General features: G+C 53.3%; 15 protein-coding genes. 5 read left to right on the top strand and 10 right to left on the bottom strand.

The features are described from left to right. Window positions 1-12 precede the first annotated feature (12 nt). On the top strand, window positions 13-1,692 hold the full coding sequence (locus ACR0KL_RS20730) for a bifunctional protein tyrosine phosphatase family protein/NAD(P)/FAD-dependent oxidoreductase (protein ID WP_480777457.1): 1,680 nt from the start codon (window positions 13-15) through the stop codon (window positions 1,690-1,692). Between the two features lie 23 nt (window positions 1,693-1,715). Further along, window positions 1,716-3,470 (top strand): SulP family inorganic anion transporter, encoded by a 1,755-nt coding sequence (locus ACR0KL_RS20725; RefSeq protein ID WP_480777456.1) that lies wholly within the window; start codon window positions 1,716-1,718, stop codon window positions 3,468-3,470. Window positions 3,471-4,254: 784 nt separating this feature from the next. On the opposite strand, the gene ACR0KL_RS20720 is transcribed toward ACR0KL_RS20725, so the two are convergent. Beyond that, complete coding sequence (locus tag ACR0KL_RS20720) at window positions 4,255-4,617, bottom strand: hypothetical protein (RefSeq protein WP_480777455.1); 363 nt, start codon at window positions 4,615-4,617, stop codon at window positions 4,255-4,257. Window positions 4,618-5,199: 582 nt separating this feature from the next. On the opposite strand from ACR0KL_RS20720, the gene ACR0KL_RS20715 reads away from it, so the two are divergent. Both ACR0KL_RS20715 and ACR0KL_RS20710 read left to right on the top strand, forming a co-directional pair. Further along, on the top strand, window positions 5,200-5,760 hold the full coding sequence (locus ACR0KL_RS20715) for a hypothetical protein (protein WP_170681121.1): 561 nt from the start codon (window positions 5,200-5,202) through the stop codon (window positions 5,758-5,760). A 661-nt stretch (window positions 5,761-6,421) separates the two neighbouring features. Continuing rightward, a complete protein-coding gene (locus tag ACR0KL_RS20710; protein ID WP_170681123.1) occupies window positions 6,422-8,122 on the top strand; it encodes a hypothetical protein in 1,701 nt (566 codons plus the stop codon). Window positions 8,123-8,643: 521 nt separating this feature from the next. Here the strand turns inward: ACR0KL_RS20710 and ACR0KL_RS20705 are convergent. From ACR0KL_RS20705 to ACR0KL_RS20665, 9 genes are all read right to left on the bottom strand, one after another. Then, window positions 8,644-8,790 (bottom strand): integrase core domain-containing protein, encoded by a 147-nt coding sequence (locus ACR0KL_RS20705; RefSeq protein ID WP_480555431.1) that lies wholly within the window; start codon window positions 8,788-8,790, stop codon window positions 8,644-8,646. 15 nt (window positions 8,791-8,805) lie between these two features. Continuing rightward, window positions 8,806-9,981 (bottom strand): class I SAM-dependent methyltransferase, encoded by a 1,176-nt coding sequence (locus ACR0KL_RS20700; protein ID WP_170681127.1) that lies wholly within the window; start codon window positions 9,979-9,981, stop codon window positions 8,806-8,808. After that, window positions 9,974-11,173: a radical SAM protein gene (locus tag ACR0KL_RS20695; protein ID WP_170681129.1), complete on the bottom strand. Its 1,200-nt coding sequence runs from the start codon at window positions 11,171-11,173 to the stop codon at window positions 9,974-9,976. Before ACR0KL_RS20695 ends, ACR0KL_RS20700 begins: the two co-directional genes overlap by 8 nt. Continuing rightward, window positions 11,143-11,565: a GtrA family protein gene (locus ACR0KL_RS20690; RefSeq protein ID WP_170681131.1), complete on the bottom strand. Its 423-nt coding sequence runs from the start codon at window positions 11,563-11,565 to the stop codon at window positions 11,143-11,145. The genes ACR0KL_RS20695 and ACR0KL_RS20690 overlap by 31 nt, the downstream gene beginning before the upstream one ends. Further along, a complete protein-coding gene (locus tag ACR0KL_RS20685; RefSeq protein WP_480777465.1) occupies window positions 11,537-12,520 on the bottom strand; it encodes a glycosyltransferase family 2 protein in 984 nt (327 codons plus the stop codon). Before ACR0KL_RS20685 ends, ACR0KL_RS20690 begins: the two co-directional genes overlap by 29 nt. A 1,491-nt stretch (window positions 12,521-14,011) precedes the next feature. Then, complete coding sequence (locus ACR0KL_RS20680; protein WP_480777454.1) at window positions 14,012-15,346, bottom strand: adenylate/guanylate cyclase domain-containing protein; 1,335 nt, start codon at window positions 15,344-15,346, stop codon at window positions 14,012-14,014. Between the two features lie 298 nt (window positions 15,347-15,644). After that, window positions 15,645-17,255, bottom strand: coding sequence for an FAD-dependent oxidoreductase (locus ACR0KL_RS20675; RefSeq protein WP_170681137.1), 1,611 nt, complete (start codon window positions 17,253-17,255; stop codon window positions 15,645-15,647). A 165-nt stretch (window positions 17,256-17,420) separates the two neighbouring features. Next, on the bottom strand, window positions 17,421-20,564 hold the full coding sequence (locus tag ACR0KL_RS20670) for an efflux RND transporter permease subunit (RefSeq protein ID WP_480777453.1): 3,144 nt from the start codon (window positions 20,562-20,564) through the stop codon (window positions 17,421-17,423). 1 nt (window position 20,565) lies between these two features. Further along, window positions 20,566-21,693, bottom strand: coding sequence for an efflux RND transporter periplasmic adaptor subunit (locus ACR0KL_RS20665; RefSeq protein ID WP_480777452.1), 1,128 nt, complete (start codon window positions 21,691-21,693; stop codon window positions 20,566-20,568). Between the two features lie 650 nt (window positions 21,694-22,343). Between ACR0KL_RS20665 and ACR0KL_RS20660 the strand changes: the two genes are divergently transcribed. Then, window positions 22,344-22,932 (top strand): CocE/NonD family hydrolase (locus ACR0KL_RS20660; protein ID WP_480777451.1); only part of this gene is annotated, 589 nt, incomplete at its 3' end.

Raw genomic sequence — 22,932 nt, 5'->3', positions numbered from 1 at the left:
AGGAGAACAGAGATGGAGTTTCGCACGATATCACCCAAATTCACCGTCAGCCCTCAGATCTCGGTCGAGGATGTCGGGACAATCGCTGCGCAGGGTTTCCGCGCGATCATCTGCAATCGGCCTGATGGCGAAGGGGCGGATCAGCCCTCGTTCAAGGAAATCGCCGCCGCAGCCAAGGCTGCAGGGATCGAGGCCCGCTATGTTCCCGTGCAATCAGGCATGGTGAAAGATGGGGATGTCGAGGCGTTTGGCGCAGCGCTTGAGGACCTGCAACGCCCGGTGTTTGCATATTGTCGCACCGGAACACGCTCGGCCACGCTATGGTCTTTTCATGAGGCTATGAAACGGCCGATTGCCGAAATCCTGACAGCCACCAAGGCAGCGGGCTACGACATGAACGGCGTGGCCCGCCGGATCGCAAATGGCGGCAAGACCCCAACAGATACGGGCGACGCCCATTTTCAGGTTGTTATTGTCGGCGCGGGGGCAGGGGGGATCTCGGTCGCTGCCAGTCTGAAATCGAGGCAACCCGATCTGGATATTGCCGTCATTGATCCGGCAGATGTTCACTACTACCAGCCCGGTTGGACCATGGTGGGCGGCGGTATCTTTGATGCCCAGACGACGGCCAAGACCATGGGCAGTCTGATCCCCAAAGGCGTGCATTGGATCAAGGCGGCCGTCGCCGCGTTTGAGCCGGAAAGCAACGCCGTCGTTTTGGATGGTTGCCGAGTGGTGAAATACGACCGACTTGTCGTCTGCCCGGGTCTGAAGCTGGATTGGGGCAAGGTCGAGGGGCTAGAGGAAACTCTTGGCCGCAACGGCGTAACCTCGAACTATCGCTATGATCTTGCACCATATACGTGGCAGTTGGTGCGTGAGATGCAAAAGGACAGGGCAATTTTTACCCAGCCACCGATGCCAATCAAATGTGCCGGTGCGCCGCAAAAGGCCATGTACCTGTCCGGCGATGCGTGGTCTCGGCGGGGCGTATTGAGTAACATTGACATCCAGTTCATGAATGCGGGCGGAGTGCTGTTCGGCGTCAAGGACTATGTCCCGGCGCTGGAGGATTATGTTAAAAAATACGACGCCTCGTTGAATTTCTTCCACAATCTCGTTGCAATCGACGGCCCCGCAAAGACGGCGGTGTTCGAGGTGACCCAACCAGACAATGAGCCGCGCAAGGTCGAAGTGGAATTCGACATGATCCATGTCTGTCCTCCGCAGACCGCTCCGGACTTCGTGCGTGTGTCGCCGCTTGCGGATGCGGCGGGGTGGGTCGATGTCGATCAGGCCACGCTGAGGCACAAGAGCTTTGACAATATCTGGTCCTTGGGTGATGTGATGAATGCACCGAATGCCAAAACAGCAGCGGCGGCACGCAAGCAGGCGCCTACTGTGGCGGACAATATCGTGGCTGACATCGCAGGTCGCTCTGCGACGATGCAATATGACGGTTATGGCTCGTGCCCTCTGACCGTCGAACGCGGCAAGATCGTTTTGGCAGAGTTCGGTTATGGCGGAGCTCTCAAGCCTAGTTTTCCCCGCTTTCTGTTAGATGGCACAAAACCCAGTCGTTTGGCGTGGTTTCTGAAGGAAAGCGTGCTGCCGCCGGTCTATTGGAAGGCAATGCTGCGTGGCAAGGAATGGATGGCGCGTCCTGAAAAACTGAACGTGGTCCCGGAATAGTCCTGCGCATCGGAAGACCTCAGATGATCAACCACCTTCGCCGATTGGTCCCCGTTCTGGATTGGGGCCGGGGTTATACGCGCGGCTCATTTTCAAACGACCTGATTGCAGCCTTGATCGTGACGATCATGTTGATCCCGCAATCGCTTGCCTACGCTCTGTTGGCAGGATTGCCGCCCGAGGCCGGCATCTACGCATCGATTGTTCCGATTGTGCTTTATGCGATCTTCGGGACAAGCCGCGCGCTGGCGGTTGGGCCGGTTGCGGTGGTGTCGCTTTTGACCGCCACTGCGATCGGGCAGGTGGCTGAGCAGGGCACTGCAGGCTATGCCGTCGCAGCCCTGACCTTGGCTTTTCTGTCCGGCGCGTTTCTGGTGCTTATCGGCGTAATGCGGTTGGGGTTCATGGCTAATTTCCTCAGCCACCCGGTGATTGCGGGGTTTATCACAGCCTCCGGCGTTTTGATTGCGACCAGTCAGCTCAAGCACATCCTTGGGTTCGATGCCCATGGGCACACACTGCCTGAAATGATCGGATCAATCCTTGCGCATCTACCCGAGACAAATTGGGTGACGCTGGCAATCGGCAGTCTTGCCACCGGCTTTTTGTTCTGGGTGCGCAAGCACCTCAAACATTTTCTTGGGTTCTTGGGGGCAGGGCCGGTTCTTGCCGACATTCTGACGAAAGCCGGGCCTGTCGCCGCCGTGGTCGCCACAACTGTTTCCGTCTGGGCTTTGGGCCTGAATGCTCAAGGGGTGCAGATTGTAGGGACGGTGCCACAGGGCTTGCCTCCGTTCACAATGCCTGATCTTTCCTTCGATCTTGTAGGAGAGTTGATCGCTCCTGCGATCCTGATTTCGATCATCGGATTCGTCGAAAGTGTCTCGGTCGCGCAGACACTTGCTGCAAAAAAACGCCAGCGGATCGATCCGGATCAGGAGTTGATTGGTTTGGGCGCGGCCAATCTGGGGGCAGCGTTTACAGGGGGCTATCCGGTTACGGGTGGATTTGCGCGTTCGGTTGTCAATTTTGATGCCGGAGCGGAAACACCGGCTGCCGGTGCATTCACGGCCGTTGGCCTTGCTATTGCCGCGTTTGCACTGACCCCGTTGGTTTATTTCCTGCCCAAGGCCACTTTGGCAGCAACGATCATCGTTGCCGTTCTCAGTCTTGTGGATTTTTCAGTTCTGAAAAAGACATGGGTCTATTCTCGTGCAGATTTTGTTGCAGTCGCCGCAACCATTGGCCTTACGTTGGGGTTGGGGGTCGAGGTGGGGGTCGCCTCTGGCGTGGGAACCTCGATCCTACTGCACCTTTACAAGACTTCGCGCCCGCATGTGGCCGAGGTCGGGCTTGTGCCCGACACACAGCATTTCCGCAACATTCTACGTCACGAGGTTGAGACGATCCCTTCCGTCGTGACCCTACGCGTGGATGAAAGCCTGTATTTCGTCAACGCACGGTTTCTGGAAGATCTGATCCAGCACCGTGTGCCTGAAGGAGGCAGTGTCAGTCATGTGATCTTGATGTTTTCTGCGGTGAACGAAGTTGATTATTCCGCGTTGGAAAGTCTTGAGGCGATCAACCAACGCCTGTCTGATATGGGCGTCGGTCTGCATCTGTCCGAGGTCAAGGGGCCGGTTATGGACAGGCTGGAACGATCTCATTTCCTTGATCAGTTAAACGGTCAGGTGTTTATGTCGCAATATGAGGCTTGGATCACTGTCGGCGCGCATGACAAAGTTGTTGAGACAGTCCAAAACCATTCGACTCTGTAGATCTGTCAGCCTCTATGTCCTCTTGAAGCGCCCCGCCTATGACCCTTACCGCGAATGTTTAGCAGGCAACAAATGGCGTCCACTAGTCCCCCGACGGGAGTGTCTTTCGTCGACATAAGTTAGTCGCATTCCCAAACCGTTTGTATGAAACAGACAATCGTTCGTCAGTTCATCAAACGGGTTGCGCCCCTCTAAACTACCGAGTTTCGAGCAGAGCTCCCGCGCTTTCTTAAGCGGCATCAACGAAATAATCTCTGAACGCAACGTATCATCCTGAAGCGTAGCAGCTGGATCCAACATCTTAACCGCGAGTTCGGTTAGTTTGCCGGAATCACTGAAACCAGGCTCCAACCCGTCCATGACCTCGAGTATTTCGTTGGGTAGAAGTGTCTTGATCCTCTTCGGATTCGCTAGTCTTAAAAGGCTAGAAAATGCGAGACCTGGAGCATCCAGATCGATGTCCGCAACGGATGGCATAGTCTGCTGGCCGATCTTATAGTATTAATTTAAGTGCTTGCCTGACAACTTATGGCAGATTTTTGCAACGACCTGCCACCTTCTTGGGTTAGGGAAGCTTTACGCGCCTTTTTTAGCAAGGGGTCAACGTCGGGCCAGACCATGAGGTTTTAGCTTTGCGCAAATCTATGCCTAAAGCGTCCAATAAATAACATAATCATTATTATTAGATAATCGATAGAGAAAGCGCCTATTTGTTAAGTTCCCTTAAAAAGGAGACTCCAATTTTGGGACTCGATCAACAGAGAAATTCCAGAACCCTGGCCCTTCAGATTGGAAGCGCGAGCCTGGCGATGTTGAGGATGTGTTGTTCAAACCAGCCAAAGGTATCGCGGTACATCAACTCTCGGATTCGATGCATAGGTGATGCTCCTGAGTCGAATCCGTATCCTTCAACTTTATCTTCGAGCATGCAAATCACGATTGCTAGAGCCTTACGACTTTCCAACAGATGACAGATGTGACATGGCTGCGTCAACTGACGGGTTGCGAAGCCCAGCTTGGCCGGTGATGGAAAATGCGCGCTGTCGAGCACATCAACCGGACGCAGGTCATTTGGTTTTTGAGTGCTGAGCAGAAGATCGAGTAGTCCGCGGAACTCGGAGACAAGGCGCTGTCTCTTCGATCGCACTGTCCTCTGCTTCATGACCTTCAGTAGGAACTGCTCATAGGAGATGATCTGATCCCAAACCGTTTGGAGCGTTGCATCGCCATTCCAGTCATGGGCATGTTGGTCGGCAACGAAATCACATCCTAGCCGGGGCTCTTGCGGAATATCGCGCCACTGGCACCTTGGATGGGGTGGCCCACGAGGTGGCGCTTGCCATCCTACCCGACACCGGCGGTCACGACACCTATGCAGACGGCGAGCAAGAGGAATTCCACACGGAAGTTCAGCGATTGGCTTAGCGCTCCCTAACGAGCGCGAGGCCTATGCGCGGGTTTATCTTGAGCCCGCGCTGGAAGTACCTGGCGGTTTCTGTGATCTGCATATCCTGCAGCGCGAGCCAATGCACCACCTCAGAGCCACACTTCCGCTTGAATGGCTTCGGCGATTTTCAGGACTTGCGATCCATACCCTCGAAAAACTCTTCGATATGACCGCGAGTTTTGGAGATCGCGAGGCCCTCCTTTCTCTGATCCGAGATCGCTGTGTCGCCCTGGGATAGGCATGCTGCCCCATCGGCACGAATAGCAGCGGCAACTTTGGTTCATGCGGGATTTTTGGTTTGCCGAAGAGATCAACCCCGAAGTCTGGGACTACGTGATCCGGGAACCCAACCTTGTCTTCTGGTTGGAGCGTCGTCGGGACCGCGGTCGGCAGGGAGATGACATTTGGTCGACGCTGTCGGCTGAGAAAATTGAGCAACTGCAACTTGCATATCGCCCGCATTGGCCCGTCGTTCCTCTTCGGTCGAGCTGGGGCACCGGAAGTCCAAGGGGAGAGACAGCCTATCGCTACCTCAGAGATTCTGTTTGGCAAATCGGCCGTGATGAGCCGAACGTCGCGCTGCAGGTCATCAAAAGACCTCTTGCAAAAGACATCATAGCTCCATCCTATAACGATCTTCGTAGCATCCGGGCAGAGCTGCGAAGCAGATCCGCAGTGGCGTCTGCCACCGCGGCGTGTTCGCCAAATGTAATGCGTTGTTGGTCGCTCTTGCTTGATCGACCACATAATCGGGGTGCCTTTTCTAAGATATTCCTGAAAGGCTTTTCGGCAAAGGTATTGATCGACTATCATGGGAGCCTGAGCGTAGAAGAAATTCAATGAAAGCTTCCGCCACTGCAGTTAACAAGCTGATAACCAACCGTACGTTCCAGTCAGGTAGGACCCATCCGCCTTATTGTTCGTAAAATCCACGCGCCCCAAATGCCTCGAAATCGGGCCGCCCGGCCACGTGCCTTGCTCGAAAGCTTTACAGTTCCCGGATGTAAGGTAAAACCCGCCGCTTGCAGGTGACTAATCTGCCGAAAAAGCCAATGAGTTCCGCGAACCAGTCATACATGCGTCACGCAGCATCAGTGGTTCTGGGCTCTCCTGACACATTCGCCGCGATCTGCACCAAAGGCTGGTTTGTATGGATCGAAATTAGCTGCACGCCTTATGAACAGGTAAGACGCGGGACAAGGCCGCTTTTGGACTCGGCAGCATGGACCGCTGCTGCCCGCCCAAGGCAGCTGTCCAATTTCGACGGGAAACCAGCAATGACCGCAAGCGGGGCAACCCATGACCGGAATAGCCACTTCCTTCCATCGCGCAGATGCCCTCCAAGGTCCTAACTTCTCTCGAAACTAGTTCGAAAAGGGTTGCTTGAATCCTCTCTAGGGTGCAAAGCGAAGGCGTATTCGACCAGTGACTGTGTGATCCATAAAAAAGAAAGCGGCGGTTCTTCTGTGATCTTAAAAAAACTTCAATATCGGCGGCTATACAAATGAAAGGGTTAGGCGACTGCAAAAACCTAGAAAAGGTAAAGTTCTTCATTTTTCTAGGAGCATTCCTTTGTCTTTTGACTATGCGGAGTTTGATCGGCTTAGATTTCACAGACGAAATCCAATACTATTACCAAGCCATTGGACTCGCCGAAACGAACCGTTTCTTTTCAAACGATCTGTATATCCAGCAACTTGTTTATGTTTTCGTTCTCCCGTTCTTTAAGGCGTACCTTTTCGCGTTCGGTGACACGGGTATTATTTTGTTCGGACGAGCGCTCTGTGTGATCGGGTTAATTTTTCTTTGCTGGTTTTGTTGCCGCAGGCTTGTCGGTCTGGGTCTAGAGCCCTCCAACGCACTTCTGGCGGCGGTCGCATTGAGTTTTGCGGTAACCCACCATTCTATTTTTGCTGTTAGCTACAACACAGTAGCTCAAGCGATGTGGATTGTTTTTGCTTTACTCTTCGCATCGCCCAAGACCGTCAGGCCGTGGTGGTGGGCCGCTACGATTGTGGTGGCCGGCGTAGCCTATCCTGTCGCCGGTTTGGTAATGGCAGCAATCCTATTGATCTACCTTTTGGTGTCCAAGCAGTTTGATCCGCTTCTCCGAGTGATCGGTTTTGGGTTGCTTTTCGGTGCGTTGGGATTGGCTGTCATACTTTCGCTTACAGATTTTGAGGACGTTATGCGTTCTCTACGGTTTAGTTCAGGCTTTTCAGTTGGAAGTTTTTGGACAGATCGCGAAATGCAACGCGACTATCTTGCTATCCTTCTTTTGATGCTTGCTGCTCTTTTTGCGCCCGCCCCGAGAGGATTGCGAAATCTCCTCTTGGTTGTCCTGTTCTGTCTGACCTGCCTGTTCCTGTTTGCTATTGTGCACGACATCCTTGAGTTTCGGGCCGCTGGTTTGCCATATCCCGGACCTAGAACTGACACCTTGGCGGGATGGCCTGTGCTGTGCGCTGTTGCACAATTCACAGCGCGGACTGCAGCACGTTCTAACGGGTCCAGCGAGTGGCCAGTTCGAGCGGTGGGCATTGTTGCTATTTGCCAGTTCACGGCGTTCGCCGGAACAAGCAGCGGAGGCGTGATCGCGGGTGTTGCCGCGATGATGATCCTGCTCCCAATTGCAACTGCCCTTGCGACATTGGGCATACGGGCTGAGCGTGGTGCGGGGAGATGGATGCCCCACGCGCTGCTCTTCGGTGTCTTATCGATCTACCTAACACTTTGGCAGCTCACGCCCTATCGAGATCCTTCGACATTTTTCGTGGGACGCAGCTTTACCGACGTGAGCATCTTCAAAGGCATCTTGGTAAGTAACGAGAAAGTTCCGGTGATTGAGGCATTTCAAAAAGAATTTGAAGGGAAGACCGAAGGACAAGGAGGCCTTATTCTGAGCGGTTTTCCAGGAATCTATGCCGTACTGGAAGCAAAGCCCGAAACTTGCATGATCTACAATCATTTCGTCAGCGACCCCCAGATAGCTGGCGCTCTGATTGAGTGTATTGGTTCAAAGTCTCCAAAGTTTATTTTAAACTTGGAGGACCACGCGACTTTGGAGGAGCGCACTCGAACCAAAGAGGAGATCACATCGCATATTGCAAAGGCCAACAGTTTGGAGTGCGAACGTGGTAGTGTAGAGTTTGAAGCGGTGTTCCCAGGAATGTCCGATGCCGTCGCATATACCTTCTGCCAGTAAGCGAAACTGTTTCGCCAAGCCTCAAGAAATTCAGATTTACGTTATGCCGAAGAGAAGTTTTCTATCTTCTCAAAGCCAGGATAGTCACATGCGCGTCATCGCAACCTTCCAGTTAAGGGCCGCGTTCCTCGCCCGGAAGCCATCGCTTGGGGAAAATGACGATCTTGTCGGTGTTGTTGTTCAGCAGGCCACCCCAGCAACCGAAGCTGGAATTCGACCTTACTTGAGGTGTGCATTGTGAAACGAGAAACAAGTCGAAGTACCTATTTGCGCCGCTATTAACGTCTACACATCTCGACTGAACTGAAGGAGGTAGCTTGGGTGCTATATTTTTTTGCCCCAATCGATCTCGGCTGAAAGAAGAAGACCTTGGCCTCTTGAGTCTCCGAAGATGCCAGAATTCTTTCTATCACCGCACGGTGTTAGTCAGTTTTGAGCATTGCCAAACCGATGGTCACGTAGTTACCTCTTCACACGTGGACCGCGATCGACTGTACAACCTCCTGTTCTTGGGCCACTAATCAGTCGGTTTTTCTAGTAAGGTTTTTGGAACTGTTGGACGCCTGATGAGGGCGGGCGTGATTGTATTGCTTGAGCCAGTGATTGATGACGATCTGGGGCTGCTTGGTCGTCGTGAACCGCTCCAAATTGAGAACTTCTCGACGCAGCGCCCTTTTCTTGCATCACTTGGCCCGTGGATTTCGCGCAATCACTACGACATTCCAGCATAGCCAGCGCAGCGGCGGAAGAAACCTCATCAAGAGCGTGTCAAAGCGCTCCAGAGGCGTGTAGAGCCGCTCCCATTTCGGCGCCTCTTGCACTACGGCTTTCCAGTATCTTTCTTTGTTTGGATCTCGTCGCTGAAAAACCGCCATAATAATGAAGATCACAAGGGTTGAAAGCCAGTAAAACCGGGTTTCGCTGCGTTCAAAGTGCTTAATGATATTTGCGACGTCAGCTCTGGTGAGTGGATGCTCGTCGTCCGTCCGGACCTCCATGGCCATCCGACGATAAACGTTTATGACCGGATTGTAGGCAACAGGATCCCAGCTGACAAATGTGCCGTCTTCCTTGAGATGGGGCAAGGCTTGCGCGAGGGTGGCATCAATGTCGACATGGTGGAGCATATTGCCCGCATAAATCACGTCGAATTTTGCGTCCTCCGGAAGTCCAAGCGACTCGGATGACGCAACATGGGTATTGATCGAAACCCCATTGATCTGAGCCAGTCGGCTGGCAGCCTCGCACATTCCTGCAGATAGATCAGAGGCAGTCACCTCAGCACCGAGGGTCGCGAAATAGACGCTCACCTCGCCAAGTCCGCACCCTAGATCAAGCACCGTTTTGCCCGATAGGTCCCCAAGTTTTTTTGCGATGTGCCGCATCTCCGGAGCCGTGCAGGCTTCGTTGGCAAGCCTTACATCAATCTTGGACAGATCCTCGCTGGCGGCCCAAGCATCGTGAAACTCGCGTTCCGCTTCGATCCGGGCTTCTTCACCGGCCTGTTCCTCAAACCCTGAAGCAATACCGACCTTCACAAGTACATTGCGAAAAAAGTCTTCGTTTTCGTCTTGCACTTTGTCGTTAGCAAATCTGAGACCTGCGGTCTCTTGTTTGCTGATCGCAATTTCGTTGTCGCCGCGCTTGTAGAGGACTGCCTCGTTCAACGCTACGCGTTCGCAGAGACCCGGATATGAAGGGTGGGTGATGACCACATCTCCGGCGTCGTATGCAAATTCAAGCTCGTCCACGAATATGTCCCATGCCGAGGAAGCTTTCATTCCTTGCGTCATGGGATGCTTTTCGGCTTCGATGAGGAAACGATACTTGAAAGCCTCAAAACGGATCTTTTTAGGCACTTACTTGAGCTTTCTTTTCTGGGAGCTGACGGGATTGCGGTCTCTCGCGTTTTTCATTACGTATGCGCTCGGCTTTTTCCAACAGCTCTTCGTAAGTAACAGGCCATTTCTTCTCGGGCGGTGAAGTGAGAAATGTCTGAACCCTTTGCAACTTGGCAGCCATGAAACGCATGGAGATGGTTATCTCGGGGTAACTGCCATACATGCAACCATCGCATTCACTGACCACTTTATGCACTTCCTTGCGGAAAGCGGCTTCTCGGTAGGTTTTTGGGAAATGCGGGTCGTATGCGGGATACTTCGTCGGCAAACGGAAATCACAGCATGGTGCAAAGTTTCCGTTCGGTAGTAGCGCGAAATACAAGTTAGGTGAGTCGCAAACACCTTTGTTCTTGTTTCTCCACGTGGTCGCCTCGCCGCGAATAAAGCGCTTTATATCGTCGATATACTGATCGCTATCATAAAGCAGAAAACCCTCTTTGCGCATTTTGCGAATTCGATCGAGCAACTTGTCCGCTTCGCCCAGTTCTTCGGGCCGGAAGCGCAGGCTTTGGTCAAACGTGCGAAACCCGCGTGGGCGTCCGAAACTGCTGACATGGGCCGGGACAAGCGACGTGAACCACGAGATCTCTGTCCCGAAGCGAACTACATCTTCGATGTCCGACAGGTTAGAGGGTTGCATCACGCATCCTAAAGACGCGAAACTGTTGTGCTTGGGAAGATACTGCGTGAACGCCGCGATCGCCTTTAGGGCTTGGTGCCAACTTTCGTCGAAATCACCATTGATGCGATCTTGTTGCGCACCATGCAGGCTGTCGAGCGAAATCGAGATATCTCGACCGCCAGCCTCTATGGCCTCAGCAATACGGTCTTCGGACGCGAAACCGTTGGTCTGCATCCGAACATGAACGCCGCGGCTTTCGAAAGCATGGATGACCTTGGCAAGGTCGCGGCGGGCAAACGGCTCACCTCCAGTAAGAAGCACGATAGCGACGCCCATCTCAGCGAAATTGTCCGCGATCCGTTCAACTTCGTCGATTGTCACTTCGCGCACATCTGCATTCGCGTAGATAATATTGCATTGTTCGCAGGTCAGGTTACAGCGAGCAGTGACATAGAACTGCACATAGACCGGCGCATCTTGAAGAAGTGCGGCGCGCGCTAGGGTTTTTTTCGAGAGATCTGAGAACAAGGCCAATACCGTTCGAGAAGAGTTCTTATCGCGAAGTTCAATATGAGCGTGCAGCCGTTTGCCACAAACTTCGCAGTGAGTAGGGATAAACCAAACTTCAACGACAATGTCCAGATGATCAAAGAGCCCAGCAACATGATAGCCACGTTGCTGGTTATAGTGAATAGCAAATCCAAATGACGTGGAACCGGCGTACCTCGAAATACTAACCTACGTATAAGCAGAACGTTTACTGATGCACCGATCAGAAAACCCACGGCATTTGCAGGTAGAATAGGCCAGCCAAGCTTCGAAAGGGCGAGAAACACCAAGACATCGGCAGTAAACCCGACAGTCACCGCGCAGAAGTAGCTGAGAAGCCTCTCAAATGTTGATCGTACGCTTAACAACATAGAGTGGTCGGCCTTTGATTTCGTCAAACATCTTGGCAACGTAAGTCCCGACAACCCCAATTATCAGGATCTGAAGACCATTGAAGACCAAAATTGAAATCAGAATTGAGGTAATACCTGGAACAACCGTTGTTGTGAAGAGCTTAAGGCAGAGCAAGCACACGCCGCTGAACGCTCCAATTCCCAACATAAACAATCCCAGGCGAACGACTAGCAAGAGAGGCTTGCTTGAGAATGACGTAATTGCATTGGTCGCAAGACCCAACATCTTGCGAAGTGGATATTTAGTCGTACCCGCACGTCGTTGATCACGGTCATATTGAAACGCGTACGAGGTGAAACCAACCCATGGCACCATTCCACGAAGGAAGCGATTTCGTTCTCGCATGTCAGAAAGAACGATCGCCACGCGCCTGGAAATCAGTCGAAAATCGCCAGTATCATTTGGGATCGGGGTGTCAGAAAGTGCATTAAGCAGTCGGTAGAACGCAGAAGCTGAAGCCTTTTTGAACCAAGTGTCTCCTAACCTTTCACGTCTTTGGCCATAGACTACATCATATCCTTCCAACGCGATTTCATACATTTGCTCGATTAATTCCGGTGGGTCCTGAAGGTCGCCGTCTATGATAGCAATATAATCGCCCCTTGCGGCGTCAAGCCCAGCTGTGACCGCGACCTGGTGGCCGAAGTTCCGACTAAGTTCGACCAGCTTCACGTGCGTATTCAGCGCGGCCTCTGCAGCGATTATTTGGCCAGTCGTGTCAGAAGAACCATCGTTAACCAAGACGAATTCCAAATCAGTTCTCTTGGCCATGCCATCTCTTAGAGCGTTCAACCTCTGAAGAGTCTCAACTACACACAGTTCTTCATTAAAAACTGGTATGACCACTGAAATTAACTTTTGTTCGCTTGAAGTTGTATCGGCAGCGTCGCCTGCCGATTTACACTCCGACATGCCATGTGAAACGTGTTGAGTCCAAGAACTAGAGTTCGCCAATAGAAAAACCTCGTTTTCGGCTTGGTTACCATTGATTCGCACTATGAAAAAGAGGCAAAGAACCATTTTCGAACCAGTGCCAAGAGAAACCCGAAAGGGTAGCTGTGCCACGGCAGGAAACGGCTAAGCTGGTCTCGGGTTGCTTCGTTTTCGGTCGTTGCTGGTTTCCCGGCGGAGTTCGAAAACGGCCTTGGGCTGAGAGCAGAAACCTGCAATGTCTTTTCAGTTTCGAGCCAGCCCAACTGCTCTCGGATGTCCGCTCCGCGAGAGCGTTAGAGCAAGGTCAAATGGCTACCGCACCGCAGGGTTTTTCGCATGGTTCTTTAGTATCAAAAGAAGGAGGCACTCCAAGTGGAAAGTACTTACTAGCATACTTCTCATTTCAGTCAGCTTTGCTCTCCCGGCAACAGCGCAGAGTGAAGATTTTGCACCTCAAGTCGTAGCAGGGGAATCGATTTGACTAGCTGAGACAGACCGATTGCGTTGTGAACGTTGCCATGGACCCGATGGCTCGGCGGAAGCCGAAGGAAGAGCGTTCGCGACCGAAAATAACATTCTGGGCAGGACAGCACAAAAAATACAAATCGCGGTAGTGGCTACGCCCATGATGTGGAACTTTATGACGAGTAAAGAAGAGCTGGAGCAGGTTGCGCGACTACCTACAGTCCAACACGGAACAATCTGTAATGCAGCGCACCGACAAACGTAATTCCGGGTCCGCCCCCGCGCTTAGCTTTTGGGCAGAGAGCGGTCATTTAAAAGCCCGCTTTGGGCTCGTTCCCGACATTCTCGGCGCATTAAACGAAGGACTGCTTCTCGATCGCTCGGCCAGAAAATAGTGAAATCTGGAGTCTCAAAAATTCAAAGCCTTAAGTAACTGATTTTGATTCAACCGCAGTCTCACAAATTAGGTGATCCGACACTATTGTTGGAGCACTAAAATAATGGGACTTAAATGTTGAGACTCGTCCCCTATTAAATTCAACACCCTGTGTTTTTTGCGCTTTTTGAGCGTTTCGGCGGTTCAAGCGCTTCAAGCCTGCGTCAAACAGAAAGCAATTGAGCCTCTTTGCAACCTGGAAACAGGCGCTGTGTGTCTTGCTAGGACTTGGCCGATCGGACAGAACACTCTCTCCTAGCGCACGGCCCATACCAGCCATTCAGCGCTTCGGTTCATTTCGCAATGCAGCTTCATTGAACCCGCCATTGGCAGTGCCTACGAGATTGACGCGTGCCCGAGGTCGGTAAAGAGGGACTTTGTCGCCGTTGACAAATATAATTCGAATGTCCGCTTGCAATTAACTTCCGAAGTTGTGCCATAGTTCAATTTTATTCGACCGCTATGCGGATGTATTTGACAGAATTTCTTGTTCTGCATATTGAGCGCGCTTTCGATTGCGGTAACCGAAAAGGTGACGCACGGAGCAAACAGCCAAACAGCTTTACATACTACTTGTCAGCACCAAATACGGCGACAGGTTCGGCCAGACCATCGATCTCAATCGAACCAAAGCTCACTAGCCTATCAATCCCCGATAGAGCGTCATTGGTTGCGGCATCAAAAAGAGTCGCCGCGCCGAGCGTTTTGCATTTGGCCTCTAACCTAGAAGCAAGATTGACGGGATCTCCGTACACAGTGAACGACTGGCGGATGTCTGACCCGATCGTGCCTGTGACAAGCTCTCCGCTTGCGATGCCAATCCGAATTGAAAGCCCGTGCCTGGCGGCGGTCGCGTGCAAGGCTTCTGCAGTTCTTATCGCCGCATCCGCTGGAGTCGCGACTTTGACTGGTGCGTTGAATGTGACAAGAAAACCATCGCCAAGATAAGAAATAACGATCCCATTTTCGGCTGAAACTTCCTCGGTCGCGTCCGTGAGAAAGAGGTCCAAGCGTTTGATCACTTCGTCCGGATCATGCTGTGAGGAAAATCTTGTGAACTCGGCAATATCCAACACGAGCGCCGTACCAAATGATTTCTGAGGCCTCAGCGGAGCGTTGTCGTCAATGAGCTTCTTCGCGATTTCTTCCGGCAGGTATTTGCTAAGAAGGTCCGAGACATGTTGTCTTTTTGCGCGTTCGCGACCGCGCTCCAGATCAGCTTCAACTTGCGCAAAGAAGACCGCTCGGCTTCTGAATACGGCAATTGCTAAAATGCACGTCGCAAATAGCAGCATCCCGGTTTCTTCGATGCGATTGCCGCGACCGATGAAATCAATGGAAAGAAACACAGCCTCATAGGTTTCGCGGGTGGCCATCGCTGACATATCTGCCCATGACAGTGTCCGCTCCATCGGCAACGTGACCCAAATGAATGCCGCCCACCATCCAACTACGCAAAGGCCTCCAGTCCAGAGTACAAGACGCCAGGAAAGGCTGAGGCACGACAAAGCGACTATTGGAAAAAGGTAGTATATTCCGTAAGCACGGAACGCGATGATCTGCGGTACGTCGTCGGCCCTGCTGATGGGGACGAGCGCAAAAAGTGAACAGATCGCCAATGAATCCAGTGCGTAAACGGCGTACTTGATCCAGGCCCTGTCATAGCTGGTGCCAATCAATAAGAGATGGGCGACGCCGATTGCAGTGAACGCGAACAATGCGAAGGTCGTAACTTGGCGCGCACTGAACTCAGGAAACAACAATGTTGAACCCAAATACCAGAAAAATGCTGCAGCGGTAATGAAGGTGCGACAGGCAATCGCCAAGCGTAGTCCGCGCTGCTCGGCCTTTGTGAGTCTTCTTTCGGCCTCCGTTGCGAATTGTTGCGCGTCGATTTCGGTCAAAACTGGCTCCGCCGAATTGGAATTAAGTCAAACACTGCCGTCGCAGGTCGCAGGGGCTTTTGCTTCTAATTTGCACAATATCAAAGTGTCTCGTGACTGACATTCATGCCTTCTTGACCAACGAGCCAAAACGCGGATGAAGCGCATCTATTTTTGACCCAGGCTCCGCTGAGGACCAAAACAGCCTAGCAATAAAGGCCCAACTGGAGACCGCGTTGACAAAGAAAAATCTCTGTTTGGGTGTAACCGGGCTAGCCTAGGCAGGACAGCTAAGTAGCTCTTATACGGATAAAAACATTCAGTTTTGCAGGTATTCCCAAGCTTGGGATATGACAACTGACCCTTCACCCACCGCAGAGGCAACGCGCTTGACCGATCCTGCGCGCACATCGCCCACGGCAAAAATCCCGGGACAAGACGTTGCGAAAGATGATCCGGCATTGGCCTCATTGCCCGTGACCACAAAGCCGCGCGCGTCCAGCTGGCAGCTCTGCGAAAGCCATTCGGTGTTGGGTGCAGCCCCAACCATTACAAAAGCGGCGCTGCAATCGAGTGGCCAGTCTGATCCGTCACGCTCAATGATAACCCTGGACATGGATTTGTCCCCGAGGAGTGTCTTTAGCTGGGACTTGTAGTGGATGGTGACCGCCGAATCCGCCTCTAACCTTGACAGCAGGTAATCGGACATCGATGCAGCCAAGCTGTCTCCTCGCACCAGTACATGGACATGTTTTGCGGATCGCGACAGGTACATCGCCGCCTGCCCCGCGGAGTTTCCGCCCCCAACGACGACGACTTCTGCGCCCTTGCAATAACGCGCTTCCATTTCTGTCGCAGCATAGTAGATGCCCAAACCTTCAAAGTCTTTCAACCTGTCCAACGGCAGGCGCCGGTACTGCACTCCCGTGGCGACTACGATCGAACGTGCCCTTAGCTTTTGCCCATCATCCAGCGTTACACAAAACACGCCATCAGATTGCCGTTGCAATTGAGTGGCCCGTTTTGGGCGAACAAATCGGGTGCCAAATTTCATGGCTTGGACTTCGCCTCGCCATACAAGGTCGGCACCCGAAATGCCCGTTGGAAAGCCCATGTAATTCTCGATCCGACTGGATGTCCCAGCCTGCCCCCCAACCGCGAGGTCCTCCACAACAATCGCAGACAGCCCTTCCGCACCAGCGTAGACCGCCGCCGCGACCCCGGCCGGGCCACCTCCCACAATCAAAACATCTATGACCTCTCGACAATCGTAAGACTGTTCAAGCCCGAGCAATCGGGCGACCTTGGCTGGGGTCGGGTTGTCGACCACAAGACTGTCGCCAAAGATTACCGCCGGTTGATGGCCTGTCAGGTGACAGGCCTGCGCGACCTCACATGCATTCTTAGAACCCAGATTCATCGTTTGGAATGGGATTTTGTTTCGGATAGCAAACTCTTCGACTTGACGGATGTTGCGATCCAGGTCAGCGCCAATCAGTTTCAGAGAACTGTCGTTGTCTTCGATTTGACGGCGGCGGCGCGCGGAAAAGACAGTGATGACGATATCTGACATCTCTGGAATGCGCGACATTGCGTCCAGCATCTTCTCGCGCGGGACAGAGATAACGTGCGTGTCCTCTCGCGCACGCATCGGCAGCGAATAGACCCCGCCGCTGAGAAATGCGATCTCTCCCAGGAACTGCGTCGGCCCAAGGGACGTGGGTAGATAAGCCTCACGCGTTTGTGGATCAATTACCTCAACACGACCTGTGACTATGTAGACAAACCGGTCCATTGGATCGCCAACCTCAGCGATCATTTGGCCTGCCTCAAAACTCACTTCAGTGCCCAACGCTTTCAAGGTCTCGACATGGCTCTGATGCAAAGGCGTTCGCGTCATTTCGCGAAGATTGGCAGCAAGGCTCTCCATGTGCAGTTCTCCTGACGTTCAGCGCTATAAAAAGACCTAGCGGCTATTTCGAGGTTTTCACCTATTCACTTGGCACTAGGGCCGCCGCAATAGACCTACCGACGTTTTGCATGCTGCTTCCTGCGCAGCGAGCCTCGCGAAGGCATCTATCACTGCACCATTGGCTTACGTTGTGGCTTGTCGCATCGGGAAAACCTTGCGCATGGCCACATAGAAAACAGGTGTGAAAAACAGCCCAAGCAGAGTTACGCCCGACATGCCAAAGAATACTGCCGTACCAAGAGCCTGTCGCATCTCTGAACCGGGGCCGACTGCAATCATCAAGGGCACAACGCCGAGTATAAACGCGAATGCGGTCATCAGTATTGGCCGCAAGCGCAATTGGCTGGCTTCGACAGCGGCATCAATCGCTGACAACCCACGTTCTTCCTGCGCTTGTTTGGCGAACTCCACGATCAGAATGGCATTCTTTGCGGCAAGCCCCACAAGAACAATCAATCCAACCTGCGTCAGAATATTGTTGTCCATACCTCGAAACATCACCCCCAGCATCGCGCCTAAGACGGCGAGAGGAACGATCAAAATAATGACCATCGGAAGTGTCCAGCTTTCGTAGAGCGCCGCAAGAAACAGAAAGGCAAACAGCACTGAAAATGCAAAGATGTATGCTGCCGTGTTGCCCTGATTTCGTTCCTGCAAAGCAAGCTCGGTCCATTCAAAATCCAACCCTGGCGGCATGACTGCTTCTGCGAGTGCTTCCATCTCCAGCAATGCCTGACCCGTTGACACACTGGGTGCTGGCGAGCCCTGAACCGGCACAGACACCTGTTGATTATAGCGCTGAACCAAGGCGGGCCCCGCGGTTTCGCGGACTGTAACCAAGGTGCCCAATGGAACCAAAGCTCCTGTTGCGGAACGGACTCGCAGACTTCGAATATCACTCTGGTTCAGACGGAAAGGCTCATCCGCCTGCGCGCGTACCTGAAAAAGACGCCCGAAAGCATTAAAGTCGTTCACATAGGCCGACCCGAGGTTGATTGAGAGTGCTTCGAATATTTCGCCGATCGGGACGTTGAGCATTTGTGCCCGAACGCGATTGATCTCAAGGTACAGCTGCGGTGAGCCGGACGAAAAGGTTGTGAACACGCCCTGAACCTTGTCCGACTGGCTTGCACTGCCCATGACAGCATAGGCAGATTGCAACACGCGTGACATGTCTGCACTTTCAAGTTCCTGAAGCTGAAGCTTGAAACCGCCACCAGTGCCGACCCCGCGGACCGCCGGAGGTGCAATGGCGATGATAAAGGCTTCGCGCAGGGCCTGCATCCGGCCAAAAAGCTGGCCCACAATAGCACCTGCAGTCAGCCCGTTTTCCTGACGGCTTTCGAAGCTCTCGAAGGTGGTAAAAATAACACCTTGATTGCTTGCATTGGTAAACGTCGCCCCCGAGAAACCCGCAAATGCCACAGCATTTGTGACCCCGGGTGTTTCCAATGCTATCTCAGTCGCTTGCTTGATGATATCGTCGGTCCGGTCCAGTGCTGCACCATCTGGCAGTTGCACCACAACGATGGCGTACCCCTGGTCCATTTCAGGGATGAAACCGGTCGGTACTTTTGTCGTGATCCAATATGTTCCGCCCATCAATCCGGCAAAAACCAAAAGGACGATGCTGCGCATCCCGGTTGAACCAGACAATGCGCGCACGGTCCGACCATAAGCGGACGCCATTGCGTCAAACCCCCTGTTGAACCCGTTGCTAAGTGGGTCTGTGACAAAGGCCAGCGGATTTCGTGTTGGTGCACTGGAGTTTGGCTTCAAGATCACCGCAGCCATCGCCGGCGACAGGCTAAGTGAATTGATGGTTGAAATAACTGTTGCGACGGAAATCGTCACAGCAAATTGCCTGTAGAATTGGCCGGTAATTCCGGGAACCAAAGCGGCTGGCACAAAGACAGCTATCAGAACCAGTGTCGTCCCGATGATCGCGTTTTGGACTTCGTCCATGGTGCGGGCGGACGCATCCTTCGGAGACATGCCGTTTTTGATGTTTCGCTCAACGTTTTCGACCACAACGATGGCATCATCCACGACGATCCCGATCGCCAGAATAAGCCCGAACAGCGTTAGCAAATTCAGAGAGTATCCAAGCGCCAGCATCACGGCAAATGTCCCGATAAGTGACACGGGAATGGCGATCAACGGTATGATGGCCGTTCGCCAGCTCTGAAGGAAAACAACGATCACAATAACAACCAGCAATACGGCTTCGAACAAAGTTCGATAGACCGCGTTCACCGAGGCTTCGATGAATTCTGTGGGGTTGTAGACCACCTGATACTCAAGCCCGGATGGGAAATCCTGTGACAGCTCTTCTACAACCGCCAAAATCTCATCCGCCGACGCCAATGCGTTCGAACCTGGTCGTTGGAAAATGCCAAGGGCCACAGCCGGTTTGTTGTTAAGGTACGAGTTTGTCACGTAGGAGCGTGCTCCGATTTCAACCCGCGCCACATCCCTAACTCGTACGACGCGCCCGTCGTCAGTCGACTTGACGATAACCCGACCGAATTGGCGTGGATCTTCCAATCGACCTTGCGTTGTGAGCGTCACTTGAAAGGCACTGTCGGTCGCATTGGGCGGTGATCCCAAGGAACCGCCCGAAACCTGAACGTTTTGTTCGCGCAGCGCCGCGACGACATCTCCGGACGTCAATCCTAGCGAGCCAAGCCGGTCCGGGTCCAACCACACGCGCGCCGAAAACTCCCGTTCACCGAAAATAATCAGATCGCCAACACCATCAAGACGCACAAGGCGATCTCTGACACGCGAACGGGCGTAGTTGGATACATAAAGTTGGTCAAAAGTCTCATCGGGTGAGAGCATATGTATGACCATCATGAGATCGGGTGACGACTTGTTCGTCGTGACGCCGAGCGCCCTGACCTCCTGCGGAAGGCGCGGTTCAGCGATAGAAACGCGGTTTTGGACAAGAACCTGAGCAGCGTCGAGATTGGTGCCCAGTTCAAACGTTATCGTCAGCGACATAGACCCGTCAGCCGTCGAATAGGAAGACATGTAGAGCATGCCCTCAACACCGTTGATTTCTTGCTCCAACGGGGTCGCGACCGTAGCGGCAATCGTTTCAGCGTCTGCTCCGGGGTAACTCGCCCTGACCACAATCGATGGAGGCGCGATTTCCGGGTACTGTTCAACGGGCAGTTCGAAATACGCGAGCAACCCAACGATGGTTGTCACAACCGCGACAACGATCGCAAAGATAGGGCGGGTGACAAAAAAACGCCCCATATCAGTTTTCTGCGACCAACGGCAGCTCGATCAATTCCGCAGCAACGACGGTGCCCGGACGAGCACGAACAAGACCTTCGATGACCAGCGTCTCCGACCCATCCAAACCTTCACGAACGACCCTGTAGCCGTCTATCCTGGGGCCCGGTCGGATTTCCTTTGGTATTACATTGCCTTCAGCATCCACTGTCATGACAAGTCGTCGGTTCTGATCAGAAGCAATCGCCTCATCCGGGATCAGAATGCCCTCATAGGGGAGCGACCCCGGAACGTTGACGCGTCCGAACAGACCGGGTGTCAAAAGCTCATCCGGGTTGCGCAGAACTGCGCGTACACGCATCGTGCCGGTTTCGTCGTCAATGCGGTTCTCCGAGAAATCCAGAATTCCGTTCTGAGGCGGTATGCTTCGGTCAGCCACAGTTACCTGAACTTGAAGATTGTCTGCGCCTTCTTGCAGAACTGATCCCCGGGCACGCGCATCTCGCGCGTATGCCAGAAAATAGCGTTCATCTATGTCGAAATAGAAATAAATCGGGTCGGTCGAGACGATTGATGTCAAAAGGGTGTCTTGGGCTATGATCAGGTTTCCTGGATCAACCCGGGCTTGGTCGATACGCCCTGACATTGGCGCTCGGATCTCCGAGTACTCCAGATCAAGCTCGGCCAATTCCAGTGCAGCGCGCGCTTGTTCCAGAACACCTTGCGCCGCAAGAAAAGCTTCGCGACGTTGGTCCACCACGCTCTCCGCGATGTTTCCATTTCTGATCAAAGCCTCGGCACGTTCAAGCTGATCGGTCGTAAAGGCACTTGTTGCTTCAGCAATGCTGATCTGTGCCCGGGCTTGTCTTAATGCGGTGCGAAACTGACGCTGGTCGATCGTAAAGAGCAAATCGCCCTGTTCAACGAGAGTTCCGTCCTTGAAATGCACCTGGTCCAGAAAACCGGAAACCCGCGCTCGAACGTCCACGTCAGCCGCGGCGCCGAAGCGACCGACAAATTCATCATCTTCAACTATGGATTTCACAACCGGTTTTGCCACCGTCACGGGTGGAGGGCCCTGCTGCGCCACAAGAGCGCCGGAGATGGCGATCAAAAAAACAGTGGCGATAGGAAAAATCCTGCTGATCATGCTCATGCCCCCGCGATTGACGATGACTGAAGGTGAAATCTGCCATCAAACACTATAGAGTGTTCTAGCACAAAGGATCCAGTTGATTTGATGCTAGCGATCATTCTGCTCCATTTCCGGACCACATTCAGCGAACTGCGACCAATTTTGTAGCTGTGAGCGAGCTAGAAGTTTGGCCCAAAGCGGACGCACACACCCGAGCCTCGATGCTGCGGTTGCTGCCCGTTTTCCGGAAACTCGCTGCAAATGCAGCCTCTATCGCTGATCTATCCTCCAAGGCCACGCAGCTGCCGTTCGCTGCCATCGCCTGTTGGAACTGGATAAACGCAGGCCGCCCAAACAGCACATTCGATACTGAGACTCGCAATTCCCAAGCTGCGCAACAATGCGAACGTTTGAATTCTGCGCTCAGTGAGGCACAGTCTATGCTTTCGAGGCTCATTCGGTCACGACCGCCCAACCCAATGCGTTGGTCCCGCAACAGCTGACTGCCGAAACTTGTGCCGCCAGAGAAGGCGTGCAGGACTGAGATACGGGCGAAGTACAACATGAGCATCCGGTCAGCATGCCTTTTTGTGCAATGCCCGATACGTAAGCTAGCGCGTATAGCGGCTTCGTTGGAGGATTAGTGGTATCCTTTGGCGGCGACAATGACGCGCGGGCGAGATTGGAAAGTGATTTGGAAAGAGCGGATCGACACCCTGACATTTCCCTTGGAAAACTGGCTGCGCGAGGAGGGGCGTGGTGACTATTGGCGTCACGGCTCGGTAGTCCACACGGCAGATGCCCTTTCGGTTCCGATCCTGTCAGTCGGAGGGTGGAGTGATCGCTACTCCAATTCTGTCATGTCTTTGGTTGATGCCCGCCCCGACCTGGTCTGGGGGGTCGTTGGTCCGTGGGGGCATCATTATCCCGACCGCGGGAGCCCGGGGCCTGCCATCGGATTTCAAAAGCTGGCGCTGGAGTGGTGGGATCATTGGTTGAAATCGGATCAGCCCGACACGCCGGAATGGCCGCGCTTGAGGGTCTGGATGCGCGAATTCGATACACCGGGCGACAGTTTGGCCCAAAGATCCGGGGTATGGGTGCAAAGCGGGCCAGCCTCGCAGGAAAGCGAGACGCAGGACTGGGACTTGTCCACGCTTAAATCCAGCGACGGCCCTGCACCATGGAGGGTTCCCGCAGACCCGACCGTCGGGAAAACCGCCGGGGACACGGGGTATTTTGGCCGCCCCGGCG

This window comes from Ruegeria sp. C8 (assembly GCF_056537565.1).
Note: the sequence above shows the minus strand (reverse complement) of the source record. Positions and strands in the feature narration are given on the sequence as shown.